A 16067-nucleotide genomic window follows, 5' to 3' on the forward strand; every position below is an offset into this window, starting at 1 on the left:
AACAGGACACCTTCAGCCAGGGCTGTCAGGCATCCTTGCGCACAGGCCAATCGAGAGGGATCAGCGCCTCCTTTGACTTCCTGGTCCAACGCTCTCGAGTAGCCTCCCTATACCTCGCGTCATCAGCAAAATAGGCATGCTCGATCAGGAGCACTTGGAGACCGCTGCGGAGTTTCGTCTCTCGAAAAAGGAAATCGATATGCTGCCTCATCGCCTGAGTATCCTCATCTTCTACGCCAGCCCCGATTTCACTGACGTCATAATCATCACCTTTGGCAGGGAAATAGGGGCGGCTAACCTGATCCAGAACCAACAATCCCGGCACGGGTGAATTTACCAGTTCAAAGTAGCGATGAAGAGCGAAGCACAGAGCGATGTGAATAGCCAAGTAATTCTGATCAGATCCCACATCAGGCATACGGAGGACCGCGTTGCTGCCACCCTCGATCATCACTACATCTGGGCCTCGCGATAGAAACTCTAGTTCAGCTCCAACACAAGGGGCGACGGTAGGCAACTGTTTTAGCGCTTCTGATGCAAACCCGGATACCTTGCGTTCCGCGATCTGCAGTCGAACGTTCCTAGCGTCCCTGTTCGCAAGTGCCTCAAGCTCATCAATCTCTGCTCTTAAAGCCTCTAAGTCCACCCCCAACCTTGGCGACTCATCAACAATATTCTCGACAAAGTAAGAGATTCGCCCCTTCAAATGGCTGTGAAGCTGCGCCAGGCTGGTGAGCTCCCGCGCTCTTTCACTTTGACCTAGCCAACCTTCAATGCGGCTATCTATGCGCCGAAGCTCATTGTTTAAGCGCTGCGCTTCGCTATCCAACTCAGTATCGACCTCAAGCAACTGAGGCTTGACACGATCGGCAACCATGCTCTCATTGCGCACCTTGAACAAAGCTGATTGCAATGCAGCTGCCACTTCCCGACCTCGATCCGACGGGCTATCACACACTGGGCAGACATGTGAAACATCGCTCAACTTTAAGTGATCAACAAGCATTAACTTCTCATGTTGCTGCTTCACCGCCCCCTGATAACCGGAAGACTCTCTGATCGCCGACTTGGTCGCTCTGGATCTTCTTCTCACAACTTCCAGCTGTGCAAGAACTTGACGACGAGATGCGTGCAGCACAGAAAGCTCGTCGTCGGAAGGCTGCTCTCCTTCGATCATACGCCCGCTCAGAATTTCCCGCAGGGCTTGCAAGACCTCCTGTTCTTCGGAGAAGGACGCACCGGCGCGCACGAGTCCAATCTGTCTAGCCTCTGTTAGTAGTCCGAGCGCACGACCCATCATTAAGCTATCGGAGGATGCCTTCGCCTGCTCTCTTGCCTCTGCAATCTCCAGACCTCTCTGCAACTGACGCAAACGACGCTCCGCGAGAATGCTCTCCTCGTCGGTTGCTCGCAGAAAGTAAGGCAAGGTTGCAACAATGTCTTTAGCTTTCTCCAGCTTTTCCAAGCCGTGGAGCAACACCGTCTCGCTGTCGATGACCTCTTTGGTTAGGAAAAGATAGGGCGTGACTTGACGAACACTCGCGCGCCCCTTCGACACGAAATCAGTAGCCGGACTATCTGTGTCGCCGATGCCAAAAGCCCGCTCTAAAAAAGCCTTAGCTGCGGAGACTGTGCTACTGCCCTCAAAGCGATCTACGCTCGAGGGAATTTCCAAATCTCGCCCTTTGGAAACAAACATCCTTCCGCTGGTTTGTTGTCCAACCGGCGGAGTGATTCGCCCGACAATGATTTGCTCATCACCCTTTGCCCATCGCACGCCTACGGCGAGCGCTCTGCGCCGCACATGCGCCGGCAGTTCGCACTTGCTGGATCCTAGGCAGTAATCGATGGCCTTGATAAGAGCCGACTTTCCCGTCCCAGAAGCACCCGTAATGATGTTCACCTGGTCCGGCTTCAAAGTCACTATGCGGCGCTGACCTTCGACGCCCAGGAAGAAGATGTCAAGCACATTCCAGCGCTTCATACAGTAAGCCCCATCATATCAAATGTCGTCCGTGCCGAACCTGCCATTGCGAACCAATAGCCAAGTCGCTCTGAACTCCTGATCACCGAAGCAGGCCCTGCGCTCAGTCCATTTACAGCGCTTTTCTTTAGCTTCTTTGGACCTAACTTCAATCGCCCATCTTGCAAAGTCAGCACCTTCATAAAACAACTGAAACGGACCGCTTCCGTAACGACTGCGATTGATCCGTTTAGTCGATCAACCAATTCAATCTGCACCTCGGGCCGCCTCGTCAACCACTCGAGCAGGCCAGTATTTTTGTTTGTCCCTTCAAATGTCTGAGACAAGTCACCTGATAACGCGATGGGAAGTGCGAGGTAACAAAGGGGAAGTTCTGGCCCATCGGCATTGAAAGATTCAAAAGCTTCGATAAACCGATTCAATGCATAGGCACAGAATGCGGGATTCGACTCAGCGAACACGTCATAAGTGCCTCTCACACGTCATCCTCCAGACGGTGGATGTAGTCTGGATGCCACCCTACCCTCTTATCCACCGCTAGCACCTGGTAGCTGCCCCTCACGTAGAACACAGCGCTCCACTTTGCCGCAATTGCCTCAACGGCTCCCGGGGCATCGTCATGCGTCCAACGCAGCAAGGCCAAGCCTTTTGTGCATTTTTCAGACTCACCAGAAAACTGACAGTCCTCAGTCATTTGTTCGTGTCGATTCGACCACTCTTCGCAAAGGTGGTCATCGTGTCGATTGATAGTGGAAGCCATAGCGGGATTATCCTCAACCCACTTGGAGCGTTGAGCGCGGGCACGCCATTCTTCCACGGTCGCCTTGTTCTCGTCTGTCTTACTACCGCACACAAGGCGGATCTGTCGAAGAAGCATCGAATCAGGCTCGTGCGAAGGCGGAGGCTTCGCTCCTGAGAAGTCTGCATGAAGCAAACCAGACTCTATCTCCCCGATGATCGACGAGATTTGAGCTTGGACTTCCAACTTAGCAATGGCTCTATCGCGCTGACCGCACAGCGAATAAATGACTTCTCTGTCCCACCATGCGACGAGCCTGGACGCCACGAGCGCCCGCTGCTCGGATGGCAACAACTTCAAACTCTTAGCAATTTCACTCTCAATCAGCGCGATATTGGGCGAATTAGGGTGAATTCTTATCCTTCTCACTAGCGCTTCGCGACCAAGCGCTGGCAGATTTAAGAGAGCCTCACACCCGTCAGCACGGTCGGCGTATGGCAAATCCTTCTTCGCAGCCTTGGCTTCTGCACGCTTTTCAACAACACGAGTGGCCTCGGCGACCAGCGCGTCGATGAGCTCCTCCCGGTCAGATCCTTCCTGCAAAAGTGCTAGGAGAGGGCTTCCTACTGGGACATGCCCAACTGCGACAAGATGCAGAACTGTTTCCGCAATGGATAGCTTCGGCAGCGTATCGATCCACGCCTTGAGCGTCTTCCAAAGCGCTCGTGAAGCCAAGGTGATTGGTGCAGGTGTGGTGCTCAACGAGTGCTTCAACTGAAGAAGCAGCGTCTGCTGGTCCGCAACTACCTCTACATCGTCCAGTCGCTCGATAGCTACAGCGGCATTGTCCGAGTCCAACTCGAGCAATGTCTTCAGAGCAAACAACGATTGGTAATAGAAGCCCAGCGCAGATGCCTCAGCTGAGTGTAAACCCGATTGACCTGAATCGCTTTCCGTGGACATGGGCGCCCCCTGCACTCACATACGCTTAACATATTGGCGATCACTCAGAAAATCAACCTAACAATTCCGACAGCCCCTCCCCCCCGGGGGACAAGAGACCGAAGCGCGCTAGATCTCGCCCATGTGCCCAGATACTCCGACATCCAGGCCAGGACGCGGCAGCTAAGTGGAAGACGCGGTGCCGGATAGCCTTCTGCAGACCGAACATGGTAGGCAACTCTGGCCTTCCCCCTATCTCAGCTCCTCCCTGAAATGGCAGTCCTTAGCGCTTTCGGAGCGTGGGACATCCAGACTGCCGCCGTCGCTGACAGCAGAGTGCAGACTCGCCCCTCTTTGCATATTCCTGAACTTTCGCAGGACTTACCGGTGGCATGAAGAAACTAAGATTCATTTCTGTGAGTAGGGCCTCGGTCTCTACCCTTGCTTTTGAGGCGATCCACGCTTTGATGATTGCACCATCAACGCTAAGAGGACCAACTATGCTGTCCCACCCACAGTTCCAAATCGCCAGCCAACTGCTTATCGGACTCATGTCCCAAGGCCCCTCCCGCCAACTGAGTGATCGCGTTGAAGATGTGAGGCACGCGTTGGACGTGTCTGCTGAACTGATCCGGCAATGGGAGGAGGACCAACCACGGGGTGCCAAGTTCACTCCACCTACCCCGATCCCCCAAACGCGCACACGTGAAGCCGTGGTGGACCGCACGTTCATCCCGACAGACGAATGGCGGCGTAGCCGCGCAAAGAAGAGCACGTCACCTTCAGTGTCCCGGAACTCGGGGCCTTCTGTTCACTGAAGGATGCCACCTGAAACAAGATGAGCCCCGCTAGGCGGGGCTCGTTGCGTTTAGTGCAACCGGGGGCGTCTTGGAGGCCGGCCCGGCTGGGGCGCGTGCACCGCGACCGTCGTTTCCTGGAAGGCCTGCGACGCCTCCGGTGCTGGCTCGGCGGGCCGAGAGCAACTCTCCAAGACCGTCAGGCTCGCAGCTTCCAGGCACTCAGCGCGCAGCCGTAGGTCTTCGGCCAAGATCACCTCTTGCTCCGAGGTCGCTGCAGCTTGGGCTGCCGCCAACTCAGCAGACCGCTGCTCCAGCGCCGCCAACCGGCGGCCGCGACGCCTGGCCCACTCACGAGCCGTCCAGGACACCCCGGGTTCCGGGTGATTGGCCGCAAAGTCGTCCCACGCCTGTTCGGCCATGTGCCGCAATCGGATCGCACGGCGCACGGCCTTGAGACGCTTGGGGAAACGGACCAACGCTGCTGCAAACCGCTTCAAGCCCAGCAGCAGCCGGTTGAGCGCAGAGCGATGCTCCTTGCACTCTTCGGGAGCCACTTCTCCGCTCGCCAGTGCATTGACCAGCCTCAGCGTGGAATGGAGCGCGTGGGCGGCCAATTCATCCCTGAGCAGCTCGCCTTGGCGGACCACCTCCATCCGGATTGCCTCAACGGAGAGAGTCTCGCTTGGCACATCCTCGGTGCTGCCGTCGGAGCGCCTCTCGCTGATGGCTTTGCCCAACCCGTGCGAGACGACGATCTGCCCATCGGAGAAGGCAAGCATCTGACTGAGGCTCGAGCGCTTCGCCTCGCGTTGGGCCTGCGCCTCACTGTGCCCCTCAGGCACCGGCATGGCCCGGCGTTCCTGTTCAAACCGGGCTAGCACTTCATCGAAGGCGTCTTGGTTCGCCTCGTGAATGGACCTGTTCCTCTCCCCAAGCTCTGAGTACTCCCCTCGGCGCTCGATGGCTGACGCGTCTTTTCCCAGGTGACGCGTGGGGGCGCGTGACAGGACTGCGGCGGCCACGAGGTCGCCGCGTGCCAGCGCGTCGTCTGCCTGGGCCTTCAGACTGCGGTGATCCACGCGAACGTCCAGGTTCGCAGCCTCCAGATGCGCATTCGTCGTCGCGGCCACCAACTCCCGGATCCACTCGACCTCAGCCCGGCCCGCAGGGCCTCCGTCGAGCTCTCGGGTTTTGTCCAGGAAGCCGTCAGGGCCAAGCCGGCGGGTGGTTGCGAGGATGTGGACATGCCAGTTCATGCCGCCTTTGCTGCCGGGACTGTGGATGCTGGCTTGTGTGGCAAAACCGTAACGATCTACCAACGCCCGCGCCACGGCGAGGGCAAGAGACGATCGCTGCTCATCGTCAAGCTCGTGGGGCAGCGCGAACTCGAACTCCCTCGCGATAGTAGAGTCCTTGCGACGCTCCGCCGCCTCTGCTTCCGTCCAGAGTGCGGCAGGCACCAGGGCCCAGTCGGGCGCATGGTCAGGGATGATGCAGCGTGTTTCGACCACGCCATCTCGCCGGCGGTAGTCGTGGCGCTGCCCAGTGCGCGTGTCTTCGAGAAGAAGCCCAGCGCGGTAGGCGGCAGCGGCAATGGACGAGTGCCCCTTGGCTCGACTGAAGGTTTTGACGTTCGCATGGTAGATGGCCATGTGGCTCCAAAGCAGAGGATGTTGCTTTGTTTATGCCGTGGCTTTGGATTTTCGCAAGAGCTGAAAGCGATTGGGGTTCAAGGGGCGACGCCCTTTGCGCACGCGTCACGTAGTGACGCCTAGGTGCGCTCTTGCTCTTCTCTCTATTGTCGGGCGCTTCAACATTGCGACACTCCTACGCCGAGTAAATGTTCGAGACCGCCCAGAGCTTGACGATGCCCGTTTGCATGTTTGACTCGAGGGCCATTCCAGGAGAAGCACATGGCCGCAACAAATCACTACCGAGACCAAATCCACCGAGCCACGGAACGATTGGCTCAACTGCAAGCGAGAGAGCTCCTAGCCAACCAGCGCCTTCAATCAAAAGCTAGGGAAACGGCGAGGAGAGAGGAAGCAAAGCGACGCAAGCGGGTAGCCGATTTGATCTTCTTGGCTGGTGCCAACGAACTCGACGATGCAGAGCTCCTTGGGGCGTTGTTAGAGCACATTACGAATAGGAAAAACCAAGCGCTAAGCGCTGCTGCCCGATCACGGGGCATTGAGCGTCTCGGCGGCTCGCAAGAGTAGCACCAGGCATACCGCCATACTGTCTTGTGGATCACTCTGGTCGAGTGGCATGCTTATGGCGGGCGTTCTCCATCAAGCACCGACAATCGACCTGGAAAACTTCATGAATCGCGCGGATGAAACGGACTCGTCAACCGCTCATGGGCTCCTACTGGCTCGCAAAGCGATATTGGAGGGACGAATGCATCTTCCTCCACACCTCCAACGCATTGCAGATGAGCTTACGTCGGCGCCGTTGACTGCCCTCGGCTTAGTGGACCCGACAGGCTTGTCTAGAGAGACAGTCATGATGGCGAAGTCGTTCGCTGCTGCCACCGCAATGGCCCGGCAGCCTTCACCGGAAGATAGCCCCGCTGCAAGCCCAAAACCTGCTTCAGAGTTACAGGCTGAGCTTTTCCAGCTGTTCAACAATCTCTTCAGCGGCATCACGGGTCGCGCGCACGGCCTCATCGATGACGAGAAGGAAATAAAGCCACTCATCCTATCGCGCATCCAAGATCAACCGAGTCTATTTGGCTCTTCTGTCAATCGCGCCATTGAAGAGCTAGAAGAGTTCTATCAGAAGCATGCGGTAGAGACCTTCCGACATGCTAAGACCCTGGGTGGAATGAGGCTGCTGACCGGAGGCCAGAGGACATTCGGACCATCCGCTCTGAATGCCGTCCGGATCACGGGTCTTTACGCTGACACCCAGCTCATCCCCGATCCCATCTATCCCTTCATAGGATCAAACCTGAGCCTTAACGCTGTCCATCTACAGCTCGCCATCCAGCTCTTCTATGTCCTTCGTCTGCGCCCCTTGGTTGAAGCTGAGTTGCCGGTGCCCCCCGTCTTCGTCTTCCCGAGCTTCGAAGAACAGCTTGAGGAACGGGATGCGCACACCAAACTTGGTATCGAACAGCTGGCCTTAAGGCTACTCGGCCCCTTGTGCAACGGAGAAGTCTCTTCCATCGAGGGTGTGTTCGACTATGCCCTGCACCATGAAGACGCGTTCCTAGCAGCATTGATGCCCTCCGGTCTCTTTGTTGCGCCCGGGGCTCGGCCCAACATTATTCTGCCGCCTACCGAAGCCGCCAGTCGATACCTTCAAGAGCTTGAAGGCGTCAGGGCAACTGACTATCTGGAAGAACTGAAGCGGCTGCCCACGGGCGTATTGCTCACCTACGGAGTTTTGGAGCGACTGCGCCCCCAATATCACCTACTGGAAAATGCCAGTGAAATGGGAGCTCAGCCCTTGCTGTCTCAACCGGTTCATTGGCACTACTTCGAAAAGATTTCCTTGGCCAGTGCAACGGAACTCCGGTCGAAAGACATTCTATCTGAGCAGGCTTTTCAGACCCTCAGGTCAATTCAGGACGACAGCCTTTCATGGCTGGCCAACATCCCGGTTGCAACGCTTGCCAACCTACTGGTCAACAATGAGCACCGCTGGTTCCGAGAGGAGCTTAATAAATACACCAGTCAGCTGGCGACGGCCGGTCCCATTGAGACCGACGCAATGGTTAGGGAAGTCAGCCATGGTTTGAGCTCCCTGGTTCAAAGACAGAAGAAGGTCCTGGCGGAGATCGAGCGCAAATATGCCCCGAAGAAGGCCGCAGCCGTGGCTGGCGGTCTCATAGGTGCGAGCGCCGCAGCAACGGCCACCCTACTTCCCAGCCTGGCCCCTCTTATCGCTGCCGCCGTCCCGGCAGCGGCCATTGCCGGCGCTGCTTGGGGTTATGGGAGGGAGAAGGTTGGAGAAGAGGTGGAAAAGCGACAGGCAGCGAAGTCCGTGTTGGGAGTTCTCGCCACTGTGAGGCCTGCTAGCTAGATGCCGCCGACAGTGCCATAACATTGCCCTTACGGGCCTGAGCAAGAGGACAATATGAATACCGATCAGGTGATCAGTTTCGTGGTAGCGGGGACCGGAGCGCTGGCCACTGTGCTCACTGCCGTTGCCACCTACTTCCTCTTCAGGGTCACCCGTGTCCTAGCCGTAGAAACCAAGCGCATGGCGGAGGCATCCGCTCAACCCCATGTTGTAGCGACCCTTGTGCCCAACCGTTGGTCCCTCACTCACTTTGACTTCAATGTGGACAACACTGGTAACGCTACTGCCTACGACATCGCGATCCACTTCGACCCTCCACTTACAAGCGGAGAGCCGCGTTCGGGCGACGCAATCCCTCTCCAGCGCCTCAGTGTCCTAAAGCCCGGGCAGGGCTTGTCGAGCTATCTCTGCGAGTTCGCGCACCTCAAGGGGAATGTCTATCAGGTTGAGGTCACGTGGCGCAAAGCAGCGAATGCGAGTGAAATTCAATCCAACATCTACACGTTGAGCATGAACGACCACTCAGGCGTTAGCCGCCTCGGCAACGACCCGCTGATCCAGCTCGCAAGTTCGCTCAAGCACATTGACGAGCGACTTAGCCCAGTTTTGCGCGGATCGGTCAGGTTGAAAGTGGACAGCTTCTCGAGCGACGATCGGCAAGGCGAGAGAGACAGAGATAGGAGGGCGATCGAGGAACTGAGGAAGAAGAACTTCCCGGATGGCGATGCAAGTTCCGACCAAAGCGAATAACTGATAACCTACCAGCCCCCCCACCCATTTAACTTGTGTTCATATAAAATCAGCCATCCAAGCCCCTTACTTGTTAGTCAATATTGTGCAAACAGTACGGAATTGACTGCGATAAATCGAAGTAAATTTCGAGAAAACCCCTGTTTTAGGTGGTTTCGTGCTGATAACGAATTCAATCGTTTCCGAGAAGTAACCTCGTCAGCAACGCAACGCCTAGGGTGGTTACGCGGCGTGCAAATTTTTGTATCAACCCGGTTGACGAATTTACGGCCTGTTTTATCCGTACTTCCATCCCCCAGATGGAAGTGAACCAATGACCGCCCTCCCCTCCTCCGCACTCACCGACTACATCGCATCGCCTTTCGGCACCCTTCATTTGGAAGGCATCCACATCGGTCGCTTCCGCATTGACCGAGCCACCATCCAAGGTCGCGAGGCGGCGATCAATCTCCAGGAATGCATCCTGGCTGCCTTGGACGAGACCGGCCGCAAGAACACCCTGAAGAACGGCACCCGGTATCCCCAGCCATTGCCCATGGGGACACCAGCGCGTCCCTTGGCCAAGGAGATCGATGATCACTTGGCGGACATGCGCCGCCGGCAGCTGGATCCCAAGACCGTGCTCGCGACCGAGCGCACCCTGAAGCTTCTCCTGCTGACCTGCGGCAACATTTCGGCCTGCCGCGTGGATTACAAGCACATCCAAGCGTTGTGGCAGCTGCTGCGTTGGACCCCGAAGAACCTACTATCTGATCCCCGATTGAAGCGCCTCAGCTACCAGGACGCGATCGCCTTGGGCCAAGAGCAGGACGTCGCGCCCCTGGCTCGGGCCACCGAAGAGCGCCACCGCCGCTTCTTGGTCGCCTTCTTCAACCACCTGGTCAACGGGCAAGCCATCGCGTCCTCGCCCATGAAGGCCTTCCGCAAGCCCAAGGAGGATCACACCATCGATCCCGATAAGGCCATCCGCCTGTTCGAGGACGGGGACCTGCAGGCCATCTTCGACCCGGCCTCCTTCATCCCGTGGGCGAAGAAGCCGCAATATTGGTGGGCTCCTATGATTGGCCTACACACGGGCGCCAGGGTCAACGAGGTGTGCCAGCTGAAGCTGACCGACATCCTTCAGGAACGCGGCGTCTGGTGCATCGCCTTCCAAAAGACCGTCGATGAAGACCTCGCCGCGGATCCGAAACGCCAACGGCGGAGCCGGCAAAGCATGAAGGGAGCCGGGTGCATGCGCGTCGTCCCCATCGCCAAGCCCCTATTGGACGCCGGTTTCCTCGAGTTCGTCAAAGACATGAAGGCCACTGGCCACCCGCGACTGTTCCCCCTACTCTCTGCCGGCGTGAACCGGAAGACCGGGGAGACCAACGCGCGCTACAGCCAGCAATTCGTGGTGGATTTTGGCCGCTACTTGAAGAGCCTAGGGTTCGCCAAGGGGATCGGGTTCCATGCCTTCCGCCACACCCTGGCGACCGAGCTCGATGTGAACGACGTTCCAGAGAAGGAGATTGCGCTGGTCACCGGCCACAGCACCGATCCCCGGGATCGGGTCCAGGTGTTGCGCAAGCACTACCTCCACAAGAAACCGCAGGTGACGCGGAGCAAGCAGATCAGCGCCCTGGAGCTATATCAGCCCAACGTGGAACTGCCACGTTACCAGCGTGGGCAGTTTGCGGAACAATTGGGTGATCCCAGCAAGTTCTATCCATGAGGCCAAGGTGTTGCCCAGGCCCCGACCAAGTCCTGAAGGTCGGCCTGGGCTCGTCAGGCAGAGTTCGCATCGAATTCCATTTGGAACTACGCTAAAGACCACAAGACTCGGATCAAAATAGATGACCATCGATGTCAGCGGCCTGTCGGCCAAAGAACTCAAGACCCTGATCGCTCAGGCAGAAAAGCAGCAAACGAAGGTGCTGACTCGACCCAAGGCTGCGGCCATGCGAGCCAAGATCAACCAATACGTCAAAGACCACGGCTACACGATTGAGGAGCTTTACGGAGCAGTTTCAACGGCCTCTTCCGATACCTCCAAGAAGCGCACCGGCCGCAAGCCCGCGAAGACGGCCGGCAGTAAGGTGGCTCCTAAATACCGCAATCCGGCCAACCCTAGCGAAACCTGGTCCGGCCGTGGCCGCCAACCGAGGTGGCTTGCTGCGCTGGTCCAGAAGGGCAAGTCGCCCAGCGATTTTCTCATCGAATGAGCCCTTGCTCGATAGAATAGAGTTACGTGACCGCGCGAACCAGATAGAGCACCAGTGCCAGGGAAGGCAACGAGCTAGTGCTCAGGTATTCTCCGGAGCCCGGGGAGGCCCATGTGGATTAGCGCTTATACCTATCAACTTTTTGAACGAAGGAGCGAAGATAGGTCATCGCTTGCCTGAGTTCCGCATCAAGCAACGTCATTGGGCGCTTGGAGGGAACACCCCGCTCGATGCAGATTATGAGCCGCTGGGCGTAGTCCCTATCCCCACCCACGTAATCAGGCGAATTGATGACACTGAGCCGCTTCCGGAAAGCTTTAGTCAAGCGGATGACAGCCTCTATGCCGCTTCCTCGAAGCTTTGCCAGGAAGTCCTCCGGTGGCGGCGCGGAACTGAACACAGGCGTGGTGTCTGTATCGGGCGCCACGCCTTTCCCGCTGAGAATCCAGGAAAGTGCACCTGTGCTCGCTACTTCCTTTGCATGTTGTCGGGCGACCTCTACGATCTCGTCACACTTAGCGATAACTTCCTTTTCTTCGGCATTGTAGTCGGCCGGCCAAACTTCATAACCATCGCAATCGATGAGGTCAGGTGCGTTCAGATAGTAATCCAGGCGCCGCAGCACCGCTTGGGTCCACTCTTCTTGCGTCTCGACGAACACCCCTTTGAAGCTGAGAAAATAGAGGCTTCGATAGATGCTGAAGATCCGAGACAGCTTGACCATCTGACCATTCTGACCACCCGTTACCAGTTCGGCCTGGGCGCAACTGATGGCCGCCTGCACTTCTTCATCCGTAGCAGAGGCGTAGTCTCCGATGATCGCGAGGGGATCATAAGACCGAACCTCCGGGAGCAGCCCAAACTGAGCTGCGAGAATTTGGTAGTCGACGGCCGCCGATCCACGCATGTGATCGATGAACTCTTGAGACGCTGGCCAACTGTGGACAGCCGCGCTTAGTCCAAGTTGCTCCAACGTGGATGAGAGGGAGGATGTCTCATCTTCTGCGGCCTGACCCTTCTCCTTCATCACGTCATGAAGGGCAAGCATGATGCCCACCTGATCGGTCGAGAAGACCTTCCTGACCAACTCGCGGCCATTGGCATCACGGGCGAGGGAAACCGTCCAGAAGAACACTGCGCTGGGCAGGGAACTCTTGAAAAATTGATCTATTGCGTCCTGCGGAAGCGCTTCGGCCAATCTTTTCATCTCGCCGATCACCGTCCTGACTGTTCGCAAGTTGGTGACGCGAGCACTCTCGATGAGGCTAGTGATGTGCTCGACTCCTCCTCCAAGAACCTGACGCGACCTGTCGTCCGAAAAGCCATTAATGGTCAGTTTACAAAACTCCGACAGATCGGGTTCCATATGGATGGTAGCGCCAACAATTCGCTCCTTATACTTCCCAAAATCATCGAACCTCTCTCCGGCGCGAACTTCGTCAGCGATGAGGACACAATGAACACCACTGCGGTCAATGAGATTGACGACAAAGCCGAAGATGATGCTGAAGGAACCTGCAAAGCGTTCGATATCGTCGATGCAGACCACAGTCTTTTCACGGGTCAGCTCCGCGCGCCAAGTAATGTCTTTTGGCTCAATTTTTGCCACGCGAAGCAATGCTTTTCCGAGCACAGATCCCACTTCTGCAACGACACCGGGGACTGCTAGGGTTATTGATGCCTGGAGCAAAGTCCGTTCGAGATCCTCCAGCGTCTCGAGCCCCGCCGCAGAAATGGTGATCGGCGAACGCTCTGACAGTCGCAAGGCGTAGCGTTCCCATTGGTAAGACTTCCCAACGCCCCAGTCCCCGGAAATCAGCACAGCGTAGCCTGGCTGAGGCGCTCGCAGGTAGTTTTCCAGTTGTTGCATAAGAAAGTCCCCTTTATCGAAAAGTGCCCTAATGCAATGCTGCTGACCGACCAACGTTTCTAGCAAGGCCAAAACTACAACCAGTTTCCTACCCCGGCGTCAGGCCCACTCGGTGAAATCCAACACGTTAGCCAAGCGAAGAACGGTGGCATTCTTGCCCAAGGACTTCCCCCAGAATAGCTCGCGCTCAGCCTGCTCCCCTGCCCCCTGCCACTCAACAACGCGAATTCTTTCAGGGGAGCGCCGCTCAAGCAGTTCGTTGAGGTGAGTGTCCAGCCCTGAATAGCCGAACAAGATCACCTCTTCAGATTCAGCCAGGGCCAGCTCCAAGTGGTTCCAATAGCTCTGCAATAAGGGAGAGGCCGCAATCACGGTGGGTTTATGCTTGACGTGCGTAAGCACGATATGCGACCCCACGACATCCCCAGCCTCTCTCAACTCTGCCTGTGCCAGCTTTCGGGTAACGCCATCCTGGTCTACGAAAAGCGGCGAGCCGTGGAGATGAAGGTAGTATCCGAAGGTTCTCCCCTGCCTGCGCTCCAAGTTCTCACATGCGAAGCCAGCGGTCAGCATGCCATCCACCAACGCGCCGCCGTAGCCCCTCAATACGTAGGCTTCGATCATCCGCTGATACAGCAGGTTGTCGTAGTTAAGGGTCGCGACATGCGAGTGGGTATCGTGAAGGAAGGCAGCCAGCGGCTGCGCAAACTCCAATGGAAGAACGACTTCACGTTGATGGAACTGGAGGGCTGTCTGGTAAAGAAACTTACGCACGGCGGCAGGGAACTGCTGTCCGTGCAAACTAAGCCAATGCGCTCCGCCTTGGCTCATCCTATCCAGAAAATCACACGACGACACCACCAACTGAAGCGCATCCAAGTCGTCCTCCCCATGGGGCCGCTCCGTGTCGCCATCGTCTACTAGACAACAGCGCACCAGCGCCCGGTTCTCCGGATCAAAGATGCCCTCACCTTCCCATGCCCGTCCAATCGCGCCATCAAGCGAGAACAGATTGGGATCGAGCGCCATTCCCAGCCCGTTTCCAAAAATCAGTGTCTTCCTCACGTCCTTGTCCTCACGTAGCAGCAAGTCATGCCCCTATCGGCCTGGGAGTTGGGTTCTTAAGCCATGCGCCCACGCGGCACTGCCCAAAGTTGAAGAACAGCGCTGACTATCCCCCAGTCAGCCAAGGAGAATTCCTAAAACTGGCACGGACAAAATAGCGTATAACCTCGCTCTATCCTTCTGGCCGGACAAGAAATACGCCTGAAAGATCAACCCCTGGCGCAGCGAACAGCTCAGGCGTCCGCGCTTCATTGATCCCCTCCAGCATGAGGGCCGCCTTGGCTTGGTTAAAGGCCATCGCTACAGAAAGCCCAAATCCAACTGCGGAATAGAACTGCGCGGCAAAGACGCGAGCCGCCTGATCGCCGATGGCTGTGTTCATTCCAATCGCGCAGGGCACGTGCTCTACGATTGCGGCCGCTTGGCTGTGGGAAAAACAGGTATTGAAGAACACGAGCTGGATGTCGCCGGATGCAGCCATCATGGTCTGCACGATGGCTTCTTTACTAATCTGCTTCGTTCGGCCGGCGCTGTCTTGGAACAAAATTTCATCATCTTCAGACCCGTGACCACTGAAGTGCACAACACCCGGCTTGCATTCATTGATGGCCTGAAGCACATCCAGCGGTTGAACCGCCCACCTAGATTCCAGCCTCACCACGTCGCGGTGCTCAGACTTCCGCACCATCTCGTGGATGGACCTAGCCTCCTCGTCTAGCCGGAGCGGCTGTTGATCGATGGGATTGGAGGCAAGGAAAAGCACCGTAAGACGCTCGGGAAGCTCCTGCAAACGCCTTAACGTGTCCGCCGTGGTTCGATGGAGCTGGTCGTGCTGAGTTAGACGACCTTGAACTCGCGAGAGCTCTGCGACTTGGGACGCACGTTCACGCTTTTGCATAGCCGCCCGCCTTCTCTCGTCCTGCTGTAGCGCGGTCGTGAGCTGCTTATTAGCATCACCAAGCTTCACTTGTTCCCGCGCAAGTTTGGATTCTAGATCTGCGACTTTCTTTTCAAGGGCTACCGCGCTCGCCTCATAGCGCTGGGAATCTTTAAGCTTAGCCATCTTCGTAGGCAACGACTTCGTCCGTGCCGCCGCTGCCGAGGCGTCCACAGCCTTCTTTCGCTCAGCCGCCGCTTTGCCTACTTCGCGCGACTTCTCAGTTTGTAGCCGCGCAATGGTCTTCTGCACCGCCTCCACTGCGCGCCGCCGCTGATCGACCGACATCGCCTACTCCTGTTTGAATTGAGTCTAGAGACGGGTTGGGGTCTTCAAGCCATCGCCTGGGGCTGACTATGCCTGCCGCGTGTATCACGCCTTGAGACCAAGCCAGCCTGGACTATCTATCGCTCGGATCGGCGATCTCACGCAGGCGCTTAAGAGCTTCCTTTTGCTTGGACACGGGTAGCTTTGATACCAACAGGATCACCTCTGCAATGAGGTCAGATGTGGCGTGAAAGTAGGCCACAGGAAGACCGAGCGCTTTCGCCAGAGCCTCTGAAGTGGCCGGGTCAGGATCGTGCTGTCCTGTTTCGTAGCGGCTCACCCTCGTCGCTCCCGAGACGGAGTCGACCATCCCAATTCGCTCGGCGAGCTGCGCTTGCGTCCAGCCCTTCGCGACCCGCGCACTGCGCAGGCGCTTGCCATAGACCGTCGCGGGCGTCTTAGGTTGCGGCATCCGGGATC

13 protein-coding genes are annotated in these 16067 nt (G+C 57.1%); 5 read left to right on the forward strand and 8 right to left on the reverse strand.

What is annotated here, in order from left to right; all coding sequences use genetic code 11:
• Positions 1-25 precede the first annotated feature (25 nt).
• The 4 genes from IAE41_RS05860 to mobQ all read right to left on the reverse strand — a co-directional run bounded on the left by IAE41_RS05860 (position 26) and on the right by mobQ (position 6117).
• On the reverse strand, positions 26-1984 hold the full coding sequence (locus IAE41_RS05860) for a DUF3732 domain-containing protein (protein ID WP_200732433.1): 1959 nt from the start codon (positions 1982-1984) through the stop codon (positions 26-28).
• Positions 1981-2463 (reverse strand): three component ABC system middle component, encoded by a 483-nt coding sequence (locus IAE41_RS05865; protein ID WP_080347496.1) that lies wholly within the window; start codon positions 2461-2463, stop codon positions 1981-1983. The genes IAE41_RS05860 and IAE41_RS05865 overlap by 4 nt, the downstream gene beginning before the upstream one ends.
• The gene (locus IAE41_RS05870; protein ID WP_200732434.1) at positions 2460-3686 is read right to left on the reverse strand and encodes an ABC-three component system protein; all 1227 of its coding nucleotides are present in this window, start codon (positions 3684-3686) and stop codon (positions 2460-2462) included. The genes IAE41_RS05865 and IAE41_RS05870 overlap by 4 nt, the downstream gene beginning before the upstream one ends.
• A gap of 847 nt (positions 3687-4533) precedes the next feature.
• Positions 4534-6117 (reverse strand): MobQ family relaxase, encoded by a 1584-nt coding sequence (gene mobQ / locus IAE41_RS05875; RefSeq protein ID WP_200732435.1) that lies wholly within the window; start codon positions 6115-6117, stop codon positions 4534-4536.
• Positions 6118-6378: 261 nt separating this feature from the next.
• Here mobQ and traD point away from each other — a divergent pair, with 261 nt between their 5' ends.
• The 5 genes from traD to IAE41_RS05900 all read left to right on the forward strand — a co-directional run bounded on the left by traD (position 6379) and on the right by IAE41_RS05900 (position 11448).
• Positions 6379-6684, forward strand: coding sequence for a conjugal transfer protein TraD (gene traD / locus IAE41_RS05880; protein ID WP_080347497.1), 306 nt, complete (start codon positions 6379-6381; stop codon positions 6682-6684).
• Positions 6685-6973: 289 nt separating this feature from the next.
• A complete protein-coding gene (locus tag IAE41_RS05885) occupies positions 6974-8494 on the forward strand; it encodes a hypothetical protein (protein ID WP_234458333.1) in 1521 nt (506 codons plus the stop codon).
• 54 nt (positions 8495-8548) lie between these two features.
• Positions 8549-9244: a hypothetical protein gene (locus IAE41_RS05890; protein WP_200732437.1), complete on the forward strand. Its 696-nt coding sequence runs from the start codon at positions 8549-8551 to the stop codon at positions 9242-9244.
• Between the two features lie 313 nt (positions 9245-9557).
• Positions 9558-10958 carry a site-specific integrase gene (locus IAE41_RS05895; RefSeq protein ID WP_200732438.1) on the forward strand — a complete coding sequence of 467 codons (1401 nt, stop codon included), beginning with the start codon at positions 9558-9560 and terminating at the stop codon, positions 10956-10958.
• Between the two features lie 121 nt (positions 10959-11079).
• Positions 11080-11448 carry an H-NS histone family protein gene (locus IAE41_RS05900; protein WP_200732439.1) on the forward strand — a complete coding sequence of 123 codons (369 nt, stop codon included), beginning with the start codon at positions 11080-11082 and terminating at the stop codon, positions 11446-11448.
• Between the two features lie 118 nt (positions 11449-11566).
• Here IAE41_RS05900 and IAE41_RS05905 read toward each other — a convergent pair whose 3' ends face one another.
• From IAE41_RS05905 to IAE41_RS05920, 4 genes are all read right to left on the reverse strand, one after another.
• On the reverse strand, positions 11567-13318 hold the full coding sequence (locus IAE41_RS05905) for a P-loop NTPase fold protein (RefSeq protein WP_200732440.1): 1752 nt from the start codon (positions 13316-13318) through the stop codon (positions 11567-11569).
• 99 nt (positions 13319-13417) lie between these two features.
• Complete coding sequence (locus IAE41_RS05910) at positions 13418-14383, reverse strand: hypothetical protein (RefSeq protein WP_325166985.1); 966 nt, start codon at positions 14381-14383, stop codon at positions 13418-13420.
• Positions 14384-14555: 172 nt separating this feature from the next.
• The gene (locus IAE41_RS05915; protein WP_200732441.1) at positions 14556-15608 is read right to left on the reverse strand and encodes a CHAT domain-containing protein; all 1053 of its coding nucleotides are present in this window, start codon (positions 15606-15608) and stop codon (positions 14556-14558) included.
• 112 nt (positions 15609-15720) lie between these two features.
• Positions 15721-16059 carry a helix-turn-helix transcriptional regulator gene (locus tag IAE41_RS05920; RefSeq protein WP_099560350.1) on the reverse strand — a complete coding sequence of 113 codons (339 nt, stop codon included), beginning with the start codon at positions 16057-16059 and terminating at the stop codon, positions 15721-15723.
• Positions 16060-16067: the final 8 nt, after the last annotated feature.

This window comes from Stenotrophomonas sp. S39, assembly GCF_016624665.1.
Classification (GTDB): domain Bacteria; phylum Pseudomonadota; class Gammaproteobacteria; order Xanthomonadales; family Xanthomonadaceae; genus Stenotrophomonas.